Below are 18274 nucleotides of genomic sequence, written 5' to 3'. Positions count from 1 at the left end.
TCCGCCAACTTCACCGGGTTTTATAGATCGTTTTTTAGCTACTGCAGAAGCATATAGTATTCCAGCTATTATATTGTTCAATAAAATTGATTTGTATACTGACGATCAATTAGAAAAACTTGCACTATTAGAAGCTGTTTATACTGAAATTGGTTATCGCTGTCTTGCAATTTCTGCTACAAAAAATATTGATATTGACAAGGTTAAGGCCTTAATGAAAGATAAAATCACCATGTTTTCAGGACATTCTGGAGTGGGAAAATCTACTTTGATAAATGCTATTGAACCAACCTTAAATTTAAAAACTGCTGAAATATCAAAACAACATAAACAAGGTTTGCATACCACAACATTTGCTGAAATGTTTGATCTCTCTTTCGGAGGATTTATAATTGATACTCCTGGTATTAAGGGCTTTGGAGTTGTTGATTTTAAACCTCATGAAATAACAGATTATTTTCCTGAGTTTTTTAAATTGAAATCTAACTGTAAGTATAATAATTGTTTACATGTTAATGAGCCCAATTGTGCTATTAAAGAAGCTGTTGAAGAAGGTATTATTGCATATTCTAGATATAATAGTTATTTACAAATAGTGGAAGGCGATGAGGAACATTATAGAACCGATATTTATAGTTAATTTATGAGAGCTGTACTACAAAGAGTTATAAAAGCTTCAGTAACTATTGAAGAAAAGATAGTGAGTGAAATTAATAGTGGGCTTTTAATTTTGTTAGGAATTGAAGCAGAAGATACCATAGCAGATATTGAATGGCTCTCCAAAAAAATTGTGAATCTTCGTATATTTAATGATGAAAATGGAGTTATGAATAACTCATTATTAGATGAAAATGGAGATGCTATTATTGTGAGTCAGTTTACGTTACATGCAAGTACCAAAAAAGGCAATCGACCATCTTATATTAAAGCTGCAAAACCAGAAATTTCCATTCCATTATATCAACTTTTTATTGCTGATTTTGAGAAGCAATTAAATAAAAAAGTTGGTACAGGTGAATTTGGAGCAGATATGCAAGTCTCACTCATTAATGATGGGCCAGTTACTATTTGTATTGATTCTAAAAGAAGAGAGTAGGTCAACTTGACTTGTAATATAGAGACAATTAGTCTTGAAAAAAGAGTCATAAAAAAGTTAAATAAATATTAAAAACAATTTAGAATCGTTATAAATAAGTATTTTGTATTATTTTTGTAATCAATTTAAAAAATAAAATCAGAATGAAAAAAGTAGGAATTTTAGTTGTAGCAATCGCATTTATCAGCATGTCTTTTGTAAACTCAGAAGTGTTATTTGAAAACAATGTAGATGTTTCAAGTTCAACCATTAATTGGAAAGGGTATAAGCCAACGGGATCTCATAATGGTACTATTAGTTTAGTTTCTGGGGAGTTAGAAATGGAAGAAGGAATTATAATAGGCGGATCTTTTACTGTTGATATGTCAACAATTAAAGATGCAGATGGAAGCGCAAAATTAGAAGGTCATTTAAAATCGGAAGATTTTTTTGAAGTTGAAACGTTTCCAACTTCAACTTTTGAAATAACATCTAGCGCTATAGAAGATGAAAAAACAATGGTAACTGGTGATTTGACTATTAAAGGAATTACGAAGCAAGTAACTTTCCCAGCGGTTGTTAGTGAAACTGAAGAAGTGGTTACTTTAACAAGCGAAACTTTTCAAATTAATAGAGCAGATTTTAACGTAAAGTATAAATCAAAATCTTTTTTTAATGATTTAAAAGATAAATTTGTAAATGATGAATTTGATTTACAAGTGAATATTGTAGTTAAAAAATAAGCTTTAAATAGCTATTTTTAAAAAGTCCAAATTGAAAAATTTGGACTTTTTTTATGTTAATTTTATAATGGTTTTATCTTTGGTTGAAGACATTACAAAAGTACTTTGCACATTTCCAACGGAATCTAAAACAGATAATTTATTCTTTAAAAATAGTTGGTAGCTTTTCATATCTTTCACAATTACTTTTAACAAATAGTCATAATTTCCAGCTACGTGGAAGCATTCAATAACTTCATCTATTTTACTTACAGCAATTTCAAATTTAGTAATTAGTTCTTTTGAGTGAACTAACAAAGTAACTTGGCAGAATACTTCCACCATAAATCCAACTTTTTCTTTATTTAAAACAGCAATGTATTTTTGAATTATCCCAGATTTTTCTAACCTTTTTATACGTTCATAAGTAGGTGTTTGAGTTAAACCAATTTTCAAAGCAATTTCTTTAATGTTTGCCTTAGAATTTATTTGTAATAGGTTTACCAGTTGTTTATCAATAATATCTAATAAAATCATATCAGTAAATTTTGCTAAATATAATTAAAAAAAATAAATTTAAAAGTAAAATATTCTTTATTAAATGTGAATTAAAGAAAAATTCACTAAAATTATAAAATATTGCAGTTTATTAACGTGTAATGTATTAATTTTAAATAAAAATAACTTTAATTATGAGCAATAAACCAGCAAATAACATTCAAGATTTACAATATTTTGGAGAATTTGGAGGTGTTAATCCTTCAATTTCAGATTCAGCAACCTATACTTTTTTACACGCAAAAACAATGCTCGACACTTTTGAAGGGCACGCGGAAGGATGTTATCTATATTCAAGACATACGAGTCCAAGTAATTTATACTTAGGTGAAGCATTGGCAGCAATGGAATTTACAGAAACAGCAAATGTTGCTGGTTCAGGTATGGGAGCAATCACATCAGCTATCATGCAAATTTGTGGAGCAGGAGATCATATTGTTTCAAGTAGAACTATTTATGGAGGTTCCTATGCTTTTTTGAAAAATTTTGCGCCAAAATTTAATATTACTACTTCTTTTGTAGACATTACGTCATTAGAAAAAGTTGAGGCTGCTATTAAGCCTTCAACTAAAATGATTTACTGTGAATCAATAAGTAATCCTTTATTAGAAATTGCAAATATTCCAGAATTAGCTAAAATTGCTAAAAAGCATAACATACTTTTAGTTATAGACAATACATTTTCACCATTAATGCTTTCACCTCAAAAACTTGGAGCTGATGTGACGATTCATAGTTTAACAAAATTTATAAATGGGACTAATGACACCGTTGGAGGTGTAGTTTGTGGTTCACAAGAATTTATAAATAGTTTGAGAAGTGTAAATGATGGTGCTGCTATGTTATTAGGTCCGGTTATGGATAGTTTACGTGCAGCAAGTATTTTAAAAAACTTAAGAACGTTGCATATTAGAATGAAAAAGCACAGCGAAAACGCCAAGTATTTAGCTGAACGTTTTGAAAAAGATGGACTAAAAGTGGTATACCCAGGATTAAAAAGTCATAAAGATCACGAGCTTTTCAAAACTATGTATAATGAAGAATATGGTTTTGGAGGAATTATGACTATTGATGTAGGTACTTTAGTAAAAGCTAATGAGTTAATGGAATTAATGCAAGAGAATAATTTAGGTTATTTAGCAGTTAGTTTAGGTTTTTATAAAACTTTATTTAGTGCACCTGGCACAAGTACTTCTTCTGAAATACCAGTTGATGAACAAAAAGACATGGGACTTTCTGATGGGATTATTCGTTTTTCTATTGGTTTAGATAATGATATTGAACGTACTTACAGAGCAATGCATAAATGTATGTCGCAAGTAGGCGTGTTATAAATGTATTAAAAAATAGTTGTTTTTAATTTGATTGATTTTTAACGTAACTATTTCTATTAAGCTAAACCTCACTCAATATTTGAGTGAGGTTTTTCATTTGCAAAGCCTTTCAAATTTGCGTATCATTACATTCCTAAACATTATAGAATGCAAGACAATAAAAATTTAACAAAAATTAAAATACAGGACCAAAATATAATTCAAAATAGAGAATTAAGTATTTGGGAAGCTTTAATTCCTGTTGTTTTGTTAATGTGTATGTTGGCATATAATATTTTTTTTGCCGCTGGAGAGTTGTTGGGGGAATATTCTAATCAATTTATTTTATTAGTAGGTGGTTTAATTGCTGCGATTGTAGGTGCCTTTAATAAAGTTTCAGTAAGAATAATGTTTAATGAAGTTTTGGAAAACATGAAAAGTGTTTTTGTTCCCATCATGATTTTATTTTTAGTAGGGGCTTTAGCAGGAACTTGGTTAGTTAGTGGAGTTATACCAGCGATGGTTTATTATGGGCTTCAAGTATTAAATCCTTCTATATTTTTACCTGCTTCGGTAATTATCGCAGCTATAATTTCAATTGCCACAGGAAGCTCTTGGACAACCTCAGCAACTGTTGGTATTGCATTAGTAGGAATTGGAACAGCTTTAGGAATCCCACAAGGAATGATTGCAGGTGCAGTAATATCAGGAGCTTATTTTGGAGATAAAATGTCACCTTTAAGTGATACAACAAATTTAGCACCAGCAATGGCTGGAACAGATTTATTTACACATATTAGATATATGGCATTTACAACTGTGCCAACCATTATAATTACATTAATTGTTTTTAGTATTATTAGTTTAAATATTGATATAACGGGTAATGCAGATATTAGTGGACTATTAAATTCTATAAAAAATACATTTCAAATTACCCCTTATTTATTTCTAGTTCCACTAGTGGTAATTGCATTAATTTTATTTAAAACAAAACCATTAATTGCTTTAGGAATTGGTGTTCTTTTGGCAGCAATATTCGCCTTTATATTTCAACCTGATATTTTAAGTAATTTGTCTTCTTCAAAAGGGAAATCTATTATCAAAGCTGTTTTTGTTGATACTGAAATTGTAACTGATAATGAAAAATTGAATGAACTTTTTAGCGCAGGAGGAATGAAAGGAATGCTTTGGACAATTTATCTTATTTCTTGTGCGATGGTTTTTGGTGGAATTATGGATGCCATTGGAGCATTGGCAAAAATCACAAAGGCATTATTAAAAATGGCAACTTCAATTTTTGGATTGTTTTTTAGTGCTGCTATGAGCTGTATTGGATTAAACGTAATTGCTTCAGATCAGTATTTAGCCATAGTAATACCAGGGAAGATGTTTAAAAAAGCTTTTGAAGATAAAGAACTAGCTCCAGAAAATTTAAGTAGAACTTTAGAAGATTCTGGAACAGTTACTTCTGTATTAATCCCTTGGAATACTTGTGGTGCATACCAATCTGGCGTATTAGGAGTTGGAGTTGCAGAGTATGCTGTTTTCGCAATATTTAATTGGTTGAGTCCAATAATGACATTGATATTTGCAGCTTTCCAAATAAAAATTAAGCAACTTGTTAAAAAATAGATTTAAATAAACCAATTCCAAACAACTCCAAAACGTACCGTTAAATCTCTATATGGATAATTTGGTGCCGAATAATATTTTCTACCTGTAAAACTAGCATTTAAGTTTTCAACTTTTAAAAATATACGAGTTCTTCGTATTTGCGCATTAGCAAAAAAATCAAGAACTGGGAAATTTCCTATCTCAGTATCGTTTTGTAAAACAAATTCACTTAATAAAGGGTTGTAAGCATTTGCATTATAAGAAGTAAAATATTTAAAGGTTACACCGGTTTGTAAATACATTGGTTTTCCTTTAAATACATAGCTAGAATAGTACAAAGTATTTCTTGTTACCACTTCAGGAACTCTAAAAAATGAGGCTCCTTTTAAAACATTTTGGTACATAACTGTATTGTCTAGCGTAAATTTTCCATAGCTAATAGCTTTGCTAGCTTTTACTTTTAAGTAATTTAAAGTTTCATTGGCTTGAACTGGTTTTGACTCTTCATTAAAATAGGTGTAATTATCAATTAAATGATAAGTAGCTTTTAAACTCCCCCATTTATTAGTTTTAAAATTAACACCAACTGTAGAAATTTCTTCATTGTTGAAATCATTTTGCCAATTATAATTTTTATAATCACTTTGGTATAAAAGTTTATTAAAATCGGGTGTTTTTGAAGCATATTCTGCAAATCCTTTAAAACTGAAAACACTATCTTTTTTTACCATTGCAGAAGCCTTAACAGAGCTTCCAGTAATATCACCATCAATAATTGAAGTTGCATCAGCATTTAAGTGAATTTTCCCAAATTGTATTTTCCAATCAGCGCCAACTGCAATTGCATTTCCTTTTAATTTATCGGCTATGGTTTGAGTATCATAAAATAAGATACTATTATAATGGTAGTTGTAATTGAAGTAATTAATTTTAGCTTTTAAACGACCGGTATAGGCTGAGTTTAATTGTAAGTAAAACTGGTTGTCTAGTTTTTGATAGGAAGTATGGTCAGTTATACTTGACTCGAAAGCTTCTCCAAAAATAGCATTTTTTGCAGTTTGTTTAAATCTGTAATGTTTGGTTTCATACATAAAAGTATGTCCAAATTTTAATGCTGTATATGTTTTTTTGTTTACAGTTATTAATTGGGAAGAATCTGCTTTAAATGTAGCAGCAACTACCAATAAAGAGTCCATTTTTATTTTTTTAATAGCAGCAATTGAATCAAGTTTTATAATGGAATCACTTTTATTTAGTTTTGGTTCATTAATTAAAGTGTCATTTTTTACAATACTTGTAAAAGTCGAATCCTTTTTTATAATTGTTTCCTTAATATTTTCAATTGTTTTAGTCGTTAAAGAATCAATAGTTGAAATTTCATTTAACTTATTTGAAGAAGGTTTAGCAATGGAGTCTTTATTGGTTTTAGGTAATTCTTTATTTAAAGATTCCTTTTTATTTGTAGGTACTTTTCCTTTTGAAGATGCTGTTTTCTTTAAGGAATTAGTGTTTAATTTTTTATCAGAAGAATTAGAATTATTTTTTAAAGATTCAAGTTGCTTAAGAACTGAATTGTATTTTTTTATGTTATCTGAAATAGTTTGATTGTGTTCAATAATTTTATTCTTTTTAGAAAACAACGTAATTTGTTGTTCAAAATAATAGCGTTTTCCTTCTAATAAATTTTCTGCATCTGTAAAATTAACATCCAATCTTGCTCTGTCAATATAATTTGCGTCATTATTTTCAAAGTAAGCGATTGATGCATCAGTTAATCCGCCATTTTCATTGTTTAATAAGTCAAAAGAAGAAAAATGACCACGAGCATAATATTTTTTATTTTTAGAATGATAATTAAAAGTACTTCTAAAATTTCCATGACTAGCTAATGAGTTTCTGTATTTACCAAGAGATCTTAAACCTTTATAGGCAATTGAAAAATTAAATTGTCGAGATGTGTTCATGGTTAAAAAAGCATCCATAACCTGCCCTTGTTCTAACCCAGTTTTATACATAATCTCAGAAGTAGGAGTAGGAACTTCATAATAAGAAATATCTTCAGTTCTAAAGTAATTGAAGAGCTTTGCATTGGCACCAATAGAAGGTAGTAAAGAGCTATTTTCAAAATTATAACCTAAACTTGTAAATGTTTGACCTTGATTATGAAAAGGAAGCAATTCAAAATTATCTTTTCTTAGATAGTTAAATTTAAAATCTTTTTTTAAAGTTAAAGTAGTGTCAATAACCGTAGTATCATTATTAAATGAAATAATTTTATAGTCTGTATATTTAGTTACACCGTCAAGTTTAATATCAACTTGATTAGTAAAGGAAGTTGTGTCATTTTGATATAAGCCATTATCTCTAATAGATTTAACTAATTGAGCATTCACAATAGTAATTGAAAATTCAAAAATTAATAAGATTAAATATTTTTTCATAAAAGTTATTAAGTGACAAAGGTAAAATATTTGAACGAATTGAAATAGACTTTATTTCACGTGTTAATTAAAAATAATTGAATGCTTAAAATCGATTTTAAATGCTTATAAATAAGAAGAATTTACACTAAATTTGTACTTTATGGGACTAAAAAAATACTATTTAGAAAACACTATTGAAGCAGGAACCGATGAAGCCGGTAGAGGTTGTTTGTGTGGACCTGTGGTCGCTGCAGCTGTTATTTTGCCAATTAATTTTGAACACCCGTTGCTAAATGATTCAAAACAATTATCAGAAAAAAAACGATTAGAATTACGACCTATTATTGAGAAAAACGCCTTGTCTTTTGGCGTATCGTATATTTTTGAAGCCAAAATTGATGAAATAAACATTTTACAAGCATCAATATTGGCCATGCACAAGGCTATTGAAAAACTAAAAATAAAGCCTGAACATATTATTGTAGATGGTAATAAGTTTAAATTGTATAAAAATATTCCACATACAACTATTGTAAAAGGTGATGCTAAATTTATGAGTATTGCTGCAGCTTCTGTATTGGCAAAAACATATAGAGATGATTTTATGCTAAAACTAGATGCCGAATTTCCACATTATTTCTGGAGAAATAACAAGGGTTATCCTACCAAACAGCATAGAGACGCTATTCGGAAATTTGGTATAACTTCTTACCACAGAAAAACGTTTAAATTATTGCCAGAACAATTAAAATTAGAGTTATAAATTCTTTAATATCATCTTAAAAATGATACATTTGCTTTCTTCAAAAATGTAACAAATGATTAAAAGAAACAGAGCAACAATTTCAAAATTTATAATCCACAAAGTTGGAAACAAGTTTAACAGTGCTACCAATATTTTCTCTGAAAATTTAATCACTTTTGATGAAGAAAGTTACGAGTTAATGAAACCTTATTTGTTAAAGCCCTTTGCAAATGTGACTGAAAGTTTTCGGTTTAATCACCATGCAAACATTGAGTTAAATGAACTGAATAGTTATTCTGCTCAAATTTTTAACGATGATTCTACTTTTGTTGATATTTCAAAACATATTGTAAATCATTTATTTGAACAATCTAATTCTGCCCAAATAAAAATTGGGGATGTTATAATTGCACTGTTTGAAGATGTTGAATATAAAGAAGTTGTAACGCAAGCTATTGGGATTTTTAAAATTGAAAATAAGATTAATTTCTTTCAAACTTTTATGGAAAAGGATAGTTTGGATGTCTTTGTTCAGAAAGGAATTAGCACCAAAAAATTAGATAAAGGCTGTTTAATTATTAATTCAACAGATGGTGAAGGAAAAGTGGTTTTAAGCGTTGATACCAACAATTATGACGCACAGTATTGGTTAAATAATTTTTTAAATGTAAAATATGCCGATGATAATAATCAGCATACTCAAAATTACATTGAAATGTGTAAAGATTTTTCCGATGAAATTATTAAGGAAGATTTTGGGTCTCATGAAAAAACGAAGTTTTTAGCAAAAACTGTTGATTTTTTTAAAGAAAACGAAAGCATTAATATTAATGATTTTAAAGAAGCTATTTTTGAAGAAGACGAAGATCGAAAAGTGTTATTTGATACTTATAAAAAGCAATTTGAAGAAGAAAATGACGTGTTGGTAAGAAATCAATTTGCGGTTTCAGATGTTGTGTTAAAAAAGCAAAAGCAAAAAATTAAAACTGAAATTAAGTTAGATACCAATATTCAAATTAAATTAGATATTGATGCACCTGATGCAGCAAGTGAATATTTGGAAAAAGGGTACGATGAAGAGAAAAAAATGAAGTTTTACAAAGTTTTTTATAACGAAGAAGATTAATTCTCAGTTATCTGTTGTCTGTTTTTTTGTTTAAAATTATGTTATGTTGAACATGATTACTCATTGCTATTTATTATAAATATGGAAATCGTGAATCTGCGATTTAATCAATTAAAATTCAAACTCAACTTCAAATAATTCAGTAAAATGTTTTAGTATTTTTTCTTTCACTTCATCTAAAGGTACTTTTCTATTCAATTCAAGCTCTAAAGAAGTAACAGCTTTTCCTTTTATTCCACAAGGAATAATATGATCAAAATAACCTAAATTAGTATTTACATTCAAAGCAAAACCGTGCATTGTAACCCAGCGACTTGCTCTAACACCTAAAGCACAAATTTTACGAGCAAATGGAGTTCCAACATCTAACCAAACACCTGTTTCACCTTCGCTGCGTTCAGATTTTATTCCATAATCGGCTAGAGTTTTAATAATTACCTCTTCTAAAAAACGTAAATATTTATGTATGTCTGTAAAAAAATTCTCTAAATCTAAAATTGGATATCCAACAATTTGACCAGGTCCGTGATACGTAATATCACCACCTCTATTAATTTTGTAAAAAGTAGCTCCTTTGGCTTTTAACTGCTCTTCATTAAGCAATAAGTTATTTAGATCTCCATTTTTACCTAAAGTATATACGTGTGGGTGTTCTACAAATAAAAAGTAATTAGGCGTTTTTGTACTTAAATTATTTTTTCGATTGTCAATTTTTATATCAACTACTTCTTTAAAAAATTCTTCTTGACAGCTCCAAGTTTCATTATAGTCTTTTAAACCGAGGTCTATTAATTTTACTTTCTGCATTAATTTTTAGGGTTGTTATTAATAATTAGAGCTGCAATTACGCCAGGAATCCAGCCTAAACAAGTTAAAATAAATACAATTACAATAGATCCACAACCTTTATCCACAACGGCTAGAGGAGGAAAAATAACACATAATATAACTCTTAGACAGCCCATTTAATAATTTTAACAAAGGTGTGAAAAATAAATTTAGGATACAACGTTATTAATAGAAGGTAAATTATAATTAAAATGTATTTTTGTTAAATGTCTATTGAAGTAAAAAATATCACCAAATTATATGGTACGCAAAAAGCGTTAAATGCTATAAGTTTTACTATTAAGAAAGGTGAAATAGTTGGTTTTTTGGGTCCAAATGGAGCTGGAAAATCTACATTAATGAAAATACTTACAGGTTATATAAGTGCTTCTGAAGGTATTGCTTTGGTGAATGATTTTGACGTGAATACTCATAAGATTGAAGCACAGCAAAGCATTGGTTATTTGCCAGAACATAATCCTTTATATTTAGAAATGTATGTAAAAGAATATCTGCAATTTAATGCGGCTATTCATAAAATTTCTAAAAATGAAGTTGAAAATATTATTAATAAAGTTGGTTTAAAACCAGAAGCTCATAAAAAAATTAGCCAGCTTTCAAAAGGATATCGTCAAAGAGTTGGTTTGGCTTCCGCTTTGCTACACAATCCTGAAGTATTAATTTTAGACGAACCAACTACAGGATTAGATCCAAATCAGTTAGTGGAAATTCGAAATTTAATTAAAGAGGTTGGAAAAGATAAAACAGTGTTATTTTCAACGCATATTATGCAAGAAGTTGAAGCTATTTGTGATCGAGTTATTTTAATAAATAAAGGAGAAATAGTTGCTGACAAAAATTTAAATGAGCTTAAAAAAAATCAAGAGCAAGTAATTGAAGTAGAATTTGATTTTAAAGTTGAAAAGCAGTTTGTTTCAGGCATTCCACATTTAAAGTTAGCAAATAATATCCATGACACATCGTGGGTATTAACTTTTGATACTTCAAAAGACATGAGACCAATAGTTTTTGATTTTGCTCATGACAATGGTCTTAAAATTTTGAATTTAACTACTAAAAATAAAAATTTAGAAAGCTTGTTTAGAGAGTTTACATCTTAAAGAGGAAGAGAAAGTGAAGAAATAAGAAAGAAAGCTATTCATCCTATTTTCAAATTAAACATTGTTGCTAAATGTTATTAATCCACAAGTATTTTGTAAAGTCCATTAGTTTGATTTAATTCAAATTCGGAATTCTCAATTTTTATTTCTTGATATCTTGTGAAGGAACAGCAGTTCTCATTCAGTCTTTCTGCACTTACATATAAATTAAAAATATTTTCTGTCGAAATTTGGATTGAATAATTTACGATTTCAGTTTTCCAGCCAATGGTATTAATTTGAATTATATTATAATCATTTTCATCAATAAAAGTGAATTGAACGTTTCTTTGGTCGTCAATATTTATAACTTTAATATCGTTTGAATTAAATGTTCCATTTGTGAATAAATTTTCTCCAGTCACTTTATCAACTAACTCAAAACCAAATGGAGAAGGTGGAGTAAAACATGCAATATCTTCACATTCATCCTTTTTACATGATTGAGTAAGAATAAATACAGAAATAACTAAAATTGTGATTGTTTTTTTCATAATTAAGTTTTAAATATTTAATGATGTATGAGAATCAATATTATTAAATAATTAATTAAGCTTAAATTTTATTTCTTCGTTTTCCAATATTTTTAAAAAGTCATTATCAACTTTAACTTTAATAGATCTACTATGTAAATTAAGTTTCATTTTTTCTTTTAAATCAAACACCAAAAGATCTAAAGGAACTGAGCCTTCGTTTTCTTTTAAAAGTTTTTCAATTTCATAAACTCTAGTTTCATTTATTTTATTGATATCCAGCTGAATTGTAATTTTTTTAGTTTGTTTTTCAAGCACATCTTGTAAAATTTGAATATCAGTAAAGTTAACTCTAGGTTCTCCTAATCTTCCGTCTTGATTTCTCCATCCAGCACTAATATTTACTTTAAATTGACGAAATTCATTGTCTATTAAAAATGGTTTAAACTTTAAATAAGTGTCTTTAAAAATTCGAAACTCGTGGCTGTCCTGATAATCTACAATAACAAATGAAGCCCATTTATTTCCATTTTGAGATGTTTTGTGTTGAACATCAGATAAAATGCCTGAGAAAGTTAAATTAGAACCAACATAGGCATTTATATCTCCCTTAAAAGCAGCTAAAGATGAATTGCTGAAATATTTAATTTCATTTTTAAAATCATCTAATGGGTGACCAGAAATATAAATTCCAACCAATTCTTTTTCTTTAGATAATTCCTCCATCATTCCCCATCTTTCGGCGTAAGGAATTTCAGGTTCGGCAAATTGAATTTCAGAAGTTTCTCCAAACATAGAGATTTGAGCGGAGTTTTTATTTTCTTGAAATTTATTTCCGTAGCGAATGGCTCTTTCAATAAAAGTTACGCCTTTTTCGTCTAGTTGATAATATTGCGCACGATGTACATTTTGAAAAGAATCTAACCCACCAGCCATTACTAAACCGTCAAATGCTCTTTTATTGGCGGCTCGTAAATCCACACGCTTTGCAATATCAAAAATAGATGTAAAGTTTCCGTTTTCTTTTCGTTCAGTTACAATAGCATCAACAGCTGAGCCACCAACGCCTTTTATAGCGCCCATTCCAAAGCGTATTGCACCTTCTTTGTTTACGGCAAATTTATGAAAGGATTCATTAACATCTGGACCTAAAACAGGGATTCCTGCACGTTTGCATTCTTCCATAAAGAAAGTAACTTGCTTAATGTCGTTCATATTATTAGATAACACCGCTGCCATAAATTCAGAAGGGTAGTGGGCCTTTAAATATGCAGTTTGGTATGCGATATATGCGTAACAAGTTGAATGTGATTTATTAAAGGCATAGGCAGCAAAAGCTTCCCAATCTTTCCATATTTTTTCTAAAACTTCTTCAGGATGATTATTTGCTTTACCACCTTCAATAAATTTTGGTTTTAACTCAACAAGCAACGCAAATATTTTTTTCCCCATTGCTTTACGTAGTTGATCGGCTTCACCTTTGGTAAAACCAGCTATCTTTTGAGAAAGTAGCATTACTTGCTCTTGGTATACCGTTACACCGTAAGTTTCTTTCAAATATTCTTCCATTTCTGGTAAGTCATATTCAATAGCTTCTTCTCCATGTTTACGCATAATAAACAGCGGAATATATTCCATAGGTCCTGGACGATATAATGCATTCATAGCAATTAAATCGGCAAATTCTGTTGGTTTTAACGATTTCATATGCTTTTGCATTCCGGGTGATTCATATTGAAAAACACCAATTGTTTCTCCCCGTTGAAAGAGTTCGTATGTTTTTAAATCATCTAAAGGGAAATCATCAGGAATTAATTCAACTCCATGAATTGCTTCAACAATTTTAACGGCATCTTTTATTAAGGTTAAGGTCTTTAATCCTAAAAAATCCATTTTTAGTAACCCAGCACTTTCCACAACATTATTATCAAACTGTGTGACGTACATGTCACTATCTTTTGCGGTAGCTACAGGTACTAAGTTTGTAATTTTTTCAGGAGTAATTATTACACCACAAGCGTGTGTACCAGTATTCCGTACAGAACCTTCTAAAGCAATTGCTTGTTTAATTGTGATAGCTTCTAAATCGTCACCTTCAGCAATTGATCTTAGAATATTAATATTTTCAGAATCTTCAGATCTTAATTCTTTAACTTTTGATTTGCTTTTTTCATCGTCACCAAAAATATGTTGTAATTTAATTCCGGGAATTAATTTTGCAATTCTATCAGCATCATTTAAAGGTAAATCTAAGGCTCGTGCTGTGTCTCTAATGGAAGATTTGGCAGCCATAGTACCGTAAGTTATAATTTGAGCAACTTGACTTGCGCCGTATTTTTCAATTACAAAATCAATTACTTTTTGACGACCTTCATCATCAAAATCTATATCAATATCGGGTAATGATACACGATCTGGGTTTAAGAAACGCTCAAAAAGTAAATCGTATTTAATAGGGTCAATATTGGTAATCCATAAACAATACGCTGCTGCTGAACCAGCAGCTGAACCACGTCCGGGACCAACTGAAACTCCCATTCTACGAGCTTCTAAAATAAAATCCCAAACAATTAAAAAGTAACCTGGATATCCTGTTTTTTCAATAATTGACAATTCAAAATCTAACCGTTCCTGAGTTTCTTTATTTAAAACTTCACCATATCTTTTTTTAGCACCTTCAAAAGTTAGATGTTTTAAATAAGCATTTTCACCACGTACTCCTCCATCAATAGCATCTTCAGGATGTATAAATTGTTGGGGAATGTCGAATTTAGGAAGTAATACATCTCTTTTTAACGTGTAAATTTCTACTTTATCTACAATTTCTTGAATATTTGAAATGGCTTCAGGTAAATTGGCGAACAAACTTTTCATTTGTTCTTGAGTTTTAAAATAATACTCATTGTTAGGTAAGCCGTACCTAAAACCTCTTCCTTTTCCTTTTGGAGTCGCTACTTTTTCACCGTCTTTAACACATAATAAAATATCATGAGCTTCTGCTTCATCTTCAGTGGTATAAAATGTATTATTAGTTGCAACAAGTTTTACTTGGTGTTTTTCTGAAAATTGAATTATAACATCATTTACATGATTTTCATTTTCTTGGTGATGACGCATTACTTCCAAATAAAAATCGTCGCCAAATTGTTCTTTCCACCAAAGTAAAGATTCTTCAGCTTGCTTTTCACCAATATTTAATATTTTACTTGGTATTTCACCATATAAATTTCCTGATAAAACAATTAAGTCTTCTTTATATTCTTCAATAATTGATTTGTCAATTCTAGGAACATAATAGAATCCATCCGTATGAGAAAGCGAAGACATTTTGGCTAAGTTGTGATATCCATTTTTATTTTTTGCTAAAAAAACTATTTGGTAACCATTATCTTTATGTGACCTGTCAGTATGATCTTCACAAACATTAAATTCACTTCCTAAAATTGGTTTAAAATATGTTCTAGTTTGTCTATTTGTTAAAAATTGAGTTAAATCGAGCTTTTGAGAGTTGTCTTTATCGATAACTCCTTCCTCAATTTTTTGTAATTTAATTTTTTCAATTTCTGGTTCTTCAATCTTATCATGTTCTTTATCAATAGCATCATTATAAGCGATGGCTTCTTGTATGAAGTAAAAAGCTCCCATCATATTGCCAGAATCAGTTAAAGCAACTGCAGGCATTTTGTTTTTTATGGCTGCATTTATTAAGTTACTTGTACTTGAAGTTGATTGTAGAATTGAATATCGGGAGTGACAATGTAAATGTGAAAATTGTATGTCTTGAAGTTCTTCAATTATTTCTTTAGAAATTGTTGGAGTATCAGCTTTTACTTCAGATCTTGAAATTAACTTTTGACTTTCTTTTTTAAGATTTAAATGTTTTAATCCAATAACATCAATAGTTGTTGGATTTTTAACATCAAAATTTTGAAAGTAGTTATTAGGAACGTCTAACTCTTCTTTTGTATAGTTTCTTCGTCTAATTAATTCTAAAAAGCATCGAGTGGTAGCTTCAACATCGGCTGTCGCATTATGCGCTTCACCAAAAGGAGCATTAAATAAGTGGTCATGTAATTCAGTTAAAGTAGGTAGTTTAAATTTTCCATATCTACCACCTGGTAACTGACATAAAGTTGCGGTAGTTTCGGTACAAGTATCTAAAACAGGTAATTTATTTAAAGTAGAATTGATTTTTTTTCTGTGAAATTCACAGCCCATAATATTAAGATCAAAACTAAGATTTTGTCCAACTACAAATTTAGTTTTTGAAAGTACTTCATTAAAGAGCTCTAAAACATCATCCAATGTTTTTCCTTTTTCTTGGGCTAATAAGGTTGAAATACCATGTATTTGCTCAGCATCATAAGGAATGTTGAATCCTTCTGGTTGAATTATAAAATCTTGATGTTCAATTAATTCGCCATAAATATCATGTAGTTGCCAAGCTATTTGAACACACCTAGGCCAATTATCTGTATCTGTAATTGGAGCATTCCATTTTTTTGGTAAACCAGTGGTTTCTGTGTCAAATATTAAAAACATGTACAAGAATATTTTGTGAAAGTATGAGTTTTTAAAAGTAGTAATTTCTAAAAGTTTAGGCTTTAAAAGAAACCATTTTTTATTAACAAATTAATTTTTGTTTTATAGATTGAAGTAATAATAAGTAAAATTTATTGTGAATCATTTAAAAAGGTTGATAATCAATAAGTAAGCTTATCTATATGTATGATTTTTGAGGTAATTAAAAGGCATTAAAATATACTGAATTTGAGTGCGTTATTTAAAAATATCTCACTATATTTGCGCACTTAATTAATAACCAAGGTTTCGTACCTTAAAATTTAAAACAAATGCCAGTAAAAATTAGATTACAAAGACACGGTAAAAAAGGAAAACCATTCTATTGGATTGTAGCTGCAGATGCACGCTCAAAAAGAGATGGTAAGTATTTAGAAAAAATTGGGACATATAATCCTAATACAAATCCAGCTTCTATTGATTTAGACGTTGATGGAGCAGTAAAATGGTTGCAAAATGGAGCCGAACCAACTGACACAGCAAAAGCAATTTTATCTTATAAAGGTGCTATGTTAAAAAATCACTTAGTAGGTGGTGTTAGAAAAGGAGCTTTAACAGAAGAGCAAGCTGAAGTAAAATTTAAAGCTTGGTTAGATGAAAAGGAAGGTAAAATTACAGCTAAAAAAGAAGGTTTAACGAAAGTTGAAACGGATGCTAAAGCTGCTATATTAGCTGCTGAAGTAAAAATTAATGAAGAGCGTTCAGCTGCTGTACACGAAGCTGAAAATGCAGCAATAAAAGCTGTGGCTGATGCAAAAGCTGCTGAAAAAGCTGCGACAGAAGTTGTTGAAGAAAAAGCACCAGAATCTATTGATGACGCACAAGCTGCTGCATCAGAAGACGGAAAAGCAGAATAATTCATTTTTCGATAATGCGTAAAGAAGATTGTTTTTATTTAGGCAAAATCGTAAGAAAACATAGTTTTAAAGGTGAAGTTGTTGTTAAATTAGACACTGACGAACCAGAATTGTATCAAGATTTGGAATCAGTATTTGTTGTTTTAGGCAATAATCTGGTTCCATTTTTTATTGAAACAATTTCTCTCCAAAAGGGAAATCAGTTGCGTATAAGATTTGAAGATGTTGAAAACGAAGCTGATGCTGATGCAATACTTGGTGTTGAAGTATATTTACCATTAAAATTTCTTCCTAAACTTACGGGTAATAAATTTTATTTTCACGAAATAATTGATTTTGATATAGAAGATGTCAATTATGGTTATATTGGTGTAATTACAGGTGTGAATGATTCTTCAGCACAACCATTGTTTGAGGTTGATTCTAATGGAACTGAAATTTTTATTCCAATGATTGATCACTTTATAAAAAAAGTTGATAGAGAAAATAAAAAGATTATTGTTGAAACTCCTGAAGGGTTAATTGACATGTATTTTAATTAATAAAAAATAGAGAGGTGGCCGAGTGGTCGAAGGCGCACGCTTGGAAAGCGTGTATACGGCAACGTATCGAGGGTTCGAATCCCTTCCTCTCTGCGAATAAACAACCAAAAAACAACAAAACCCTATAAACACTATGTTTATAGGGTTTTTTATTTTCGTAATTTTCATATAAAACCAATATAAACCAAATAAAAAGGGGCTAAATAGGGGTCAGTAAAAATTTAATGTCAACTGACTCCTATTAGCGCTGTAGC

At 29.6% G+C, this 18274-nt stretch carries 16 protein-coding genes and 1 tRNA gene; 11 read left to right on the top strand and 6 right to left on the bottom strand.

What is annotated here, in order from left to right; genetic code table 11:
- The 3 genes from rsgA to Q0352_RS01185 all read left to right on the top strand — a co-directional run.
- On the top strand, positions 1-640 hold a 640-nt coding region (gene rsgA, locus Q0352_RS01195; RefSeq protein ID WP_299522299.1), incomplete at its 5' end, for a ribosome small subunit-dependent GTPase A.
- 3 nt (positions 641-643) lie between these two features.
- On the top strand, positions 644-1096 hold the full coding sequence (dtd, locus tag Q0352_RS01190) for a D-aminoacyl-tRNA deacylase (protein WP_299522295.1): 453 nt from the start codon (positions 644-646) through the stop codon (positions 1094-1096).
- Positions 1097-1239: 143 nt separating this feature from the next.
- Positions 1240-1818, top strand: coding sequence for a YceI family protein (locus Q0352_RS01185; RefSeq protein WP_299522292.1), 579 nt, complete (start codon positions 1240-1242; stop codon positions 1816-1818).
- Positions 1819-1869: 51 nt separating this feature from the next.
- On the opposite strand, the gene Q0352_RS01180 is transcribed toward Q0352_RS01185, so the two are convergent.
- Positions 1870-2334, bottom strand: a complete 465-nt coding sequence (locus Q0352_RS01180; RefSeq protein ID WP_367274561.1) for an Lrp/AsnC family transcriptional regulator — start codon at positions 2332-2334, stop codon at positions 1870-1872.
- Positions 2335-2489: 155 nt separating this feature from the next.
- On the opposite strand from Q0352_RS01180, the gene Q0352_RS01175 reads away from it, so the two are divergent.
- Both Q0352_RS01175 and nhaC read left to right on the top strand, forming a co-directional pair.
- The gene (locus Q0352_RS01175) at positions 2490-3689 is read left to right on the top strand and encodes an aminotransferase class I/II-fold pyridoxal phosphate-dependent enzyme (protein WP_299522289.1); all 1200 of its coding nucleotides are present in this window, start codon (positions 2490-2492) and stop codon (positions 3687-3689) included.
- A 147-nt stretch (positions 3690-3836) separates the two neighbouring features.
- Entirely contained in the window at positions 3837-5303 is a 1467-nt protein-coding gene (gene nhaC / locus Q0352_RS01170; RefSeq protein WP_299522286.1) for a Na+/H+ antiporter NhaC, read from the top strand.
- A 2-nt stretch (positions 5304-5305) separates the two neighbouring features.
- On the opposite strand, the gene Q0352_RS01165 is transcribed toward nhaC, so the two are convergent.
- Entirely contained in the window at positions 5306-7726 is a 2421-nt protein-coding gene (locus Q0352_RS01165) for a putative porin (protein WP_299522283.1), read from the bottom strand.
- A gap of 142 nt (positions 7727-7868) precedes the next feature.
- On the opposite strand from Q0352_RS01165, the gene Q0352_RS01160 reads away from it, so the two are divergent.
- The gene (locus Q0352_RS01160; protein WP_299522280.1) at positions 7869-8471 is read left to right on the top strand and encodes a ribonuclease HII; all 603 of its coding nucleotides are present in this window, start codon (positions 7869-7871) and stop codon (positions 8469-8471) included.
- A 55-nt stretch (positions 8472-8526) separates the two neighbouring features.
- On the top strand, positions 8527-9579 hold the full coding sequence (locus Q0352_RS01155) for a nucleoid-associated protein (RefSeq protein WP_299522277.1): 1053 nt from the start codon (positions 8527-8529) through the stop codon (positions 9577-9579).
- A 111-nt stretch (positions 9580-9690) separates the two neighbouring features.
- On the opposite strand, the gene lipB is transcribed toward Q0352_RS01155, so the two are convergent.
- Positions 9691-10386, bottom strand: a complete 696-nt coding sequence (gene lipB / locus Q0352_RS01150) for a lipoyl(octanoyl) transferase LipB (RefSeq protein ID WP_299522274.1) — start codon at positions 10384-10386, stop codon at positions 9691-9693.
- Positions 10386-10544, bottom strand: coding sequence for a YqaE/Pmp3 family membrane protein (locus tag Q0352_RS01145; protein ID WP_299522271.1), 159 nt, complete (start codon positions 10542-10544; stop codon positions 10386-10388). Before Q0352_RS01145 ends, lipB begins: the two co-directional genes overlap by 1 nt.
- A 90-nt stretch (positions 10545-10634) precedes the next feature.
- Here Q0352_RS01145 and gldA point away from each other — a divergent pair, with 90 nt between their 5' ends.
- On the top strand, positions 10635-11528 hold the full coding sequence (gldA, locus tag Q0352_RS01140; RefSeq protein WP_299522266.1) for a gliding motility-associated ABC transporter ATP-binding subunit GldA: 894 nt from the start codon (positions 10635-10637) through the stop codon (positions 11526-11528).
- Positions 11529-11605: 77 nt separating this feature from the next.
- Here gldA and Q0352_RS01135 read toward each other — a convergent pair whose 3' ends face one another.
- Both Q0352_RS01135 and dnaE read right to left on the bottom strand, forming a co-directional pair.
- Positions 11606-12061: a hypothetical protein gene (locus tag Q0352_RS01135; RefSeq protein WP_299522263.1), complete on the bottom strand. Its 456-nt coding sequence runs from the start codon at positions 12059-12061 to the stop codon at positions 11606-11608.
- A gap of 51 nt (positions 12062-12112) precedes the next feature.
- Positions 12113-16582, bottom strand: coding sequence for a DNA polymerase III subunit alpha (gene dnaE, locus Q0352_RS01130; protein WP_299522260.1), 4470 nt, complete (start codon positions 16580-16582; stop codon positions 12113-12115).
- A 311-nt stretch (positions 16583-16893) separates the two neighbouring features.
- On the opposite strand from dnaE, the gene Q0352_RS01125 reads away from it, so the two are divergent.
- From Q0352_RS01125 to Q0352_RS01115, 3 genes are all read left to right on the top strand, one after another.
- Positions 16894-17478 carry a 30S ribosomal protein S16 gene (locus tag Q0352_RS01125; RefSeq protein WP_299522257.1) on the top strand — a complete coding sequence of 195 codons (585 nt, stop codon included), beginning with the start codon at positions 16894-16896 and terminating at the stop codon, positions 17476-17478.
- 14 nt (positions 17479-17492) lie between these two features.
- The gene (gene rimM, locus Q0352_RS01120; RefSeq protein ID WP_299522254.1) at positions 17493-18020 is read left to right on the top strand and encodes a ribosome maturation factor RimM; all 528 of its coding nucleotides are present in this window, start codon (positions 17493-17495) and stop codon (positions 18018-18020) included.
- 8 nt (positions 18021-18028) lie between these two features.
- Positions 18029-18113: transfer RNA gene (locus Q0352_RS01115), tRNA-Ser, on the top strand.
- Positions 18114-18274: the final 161 nt, after the last annotated feature.

It is taken from the genome of uncultured Lutibacter sp. (assembly GCF_937891065.1).
Taxonomy (GTDB): domain Bacteria; phylum Bacteroidota; class Bacteroidia; order Flavobacteriales; family Flavobacteriaceae; genus Lutibacter.
The sequence above is the reverse complement of the archived record's forward strand: the minus strand, read 5'-3'. Positions and strand labels throughout refer to the sequence as shown.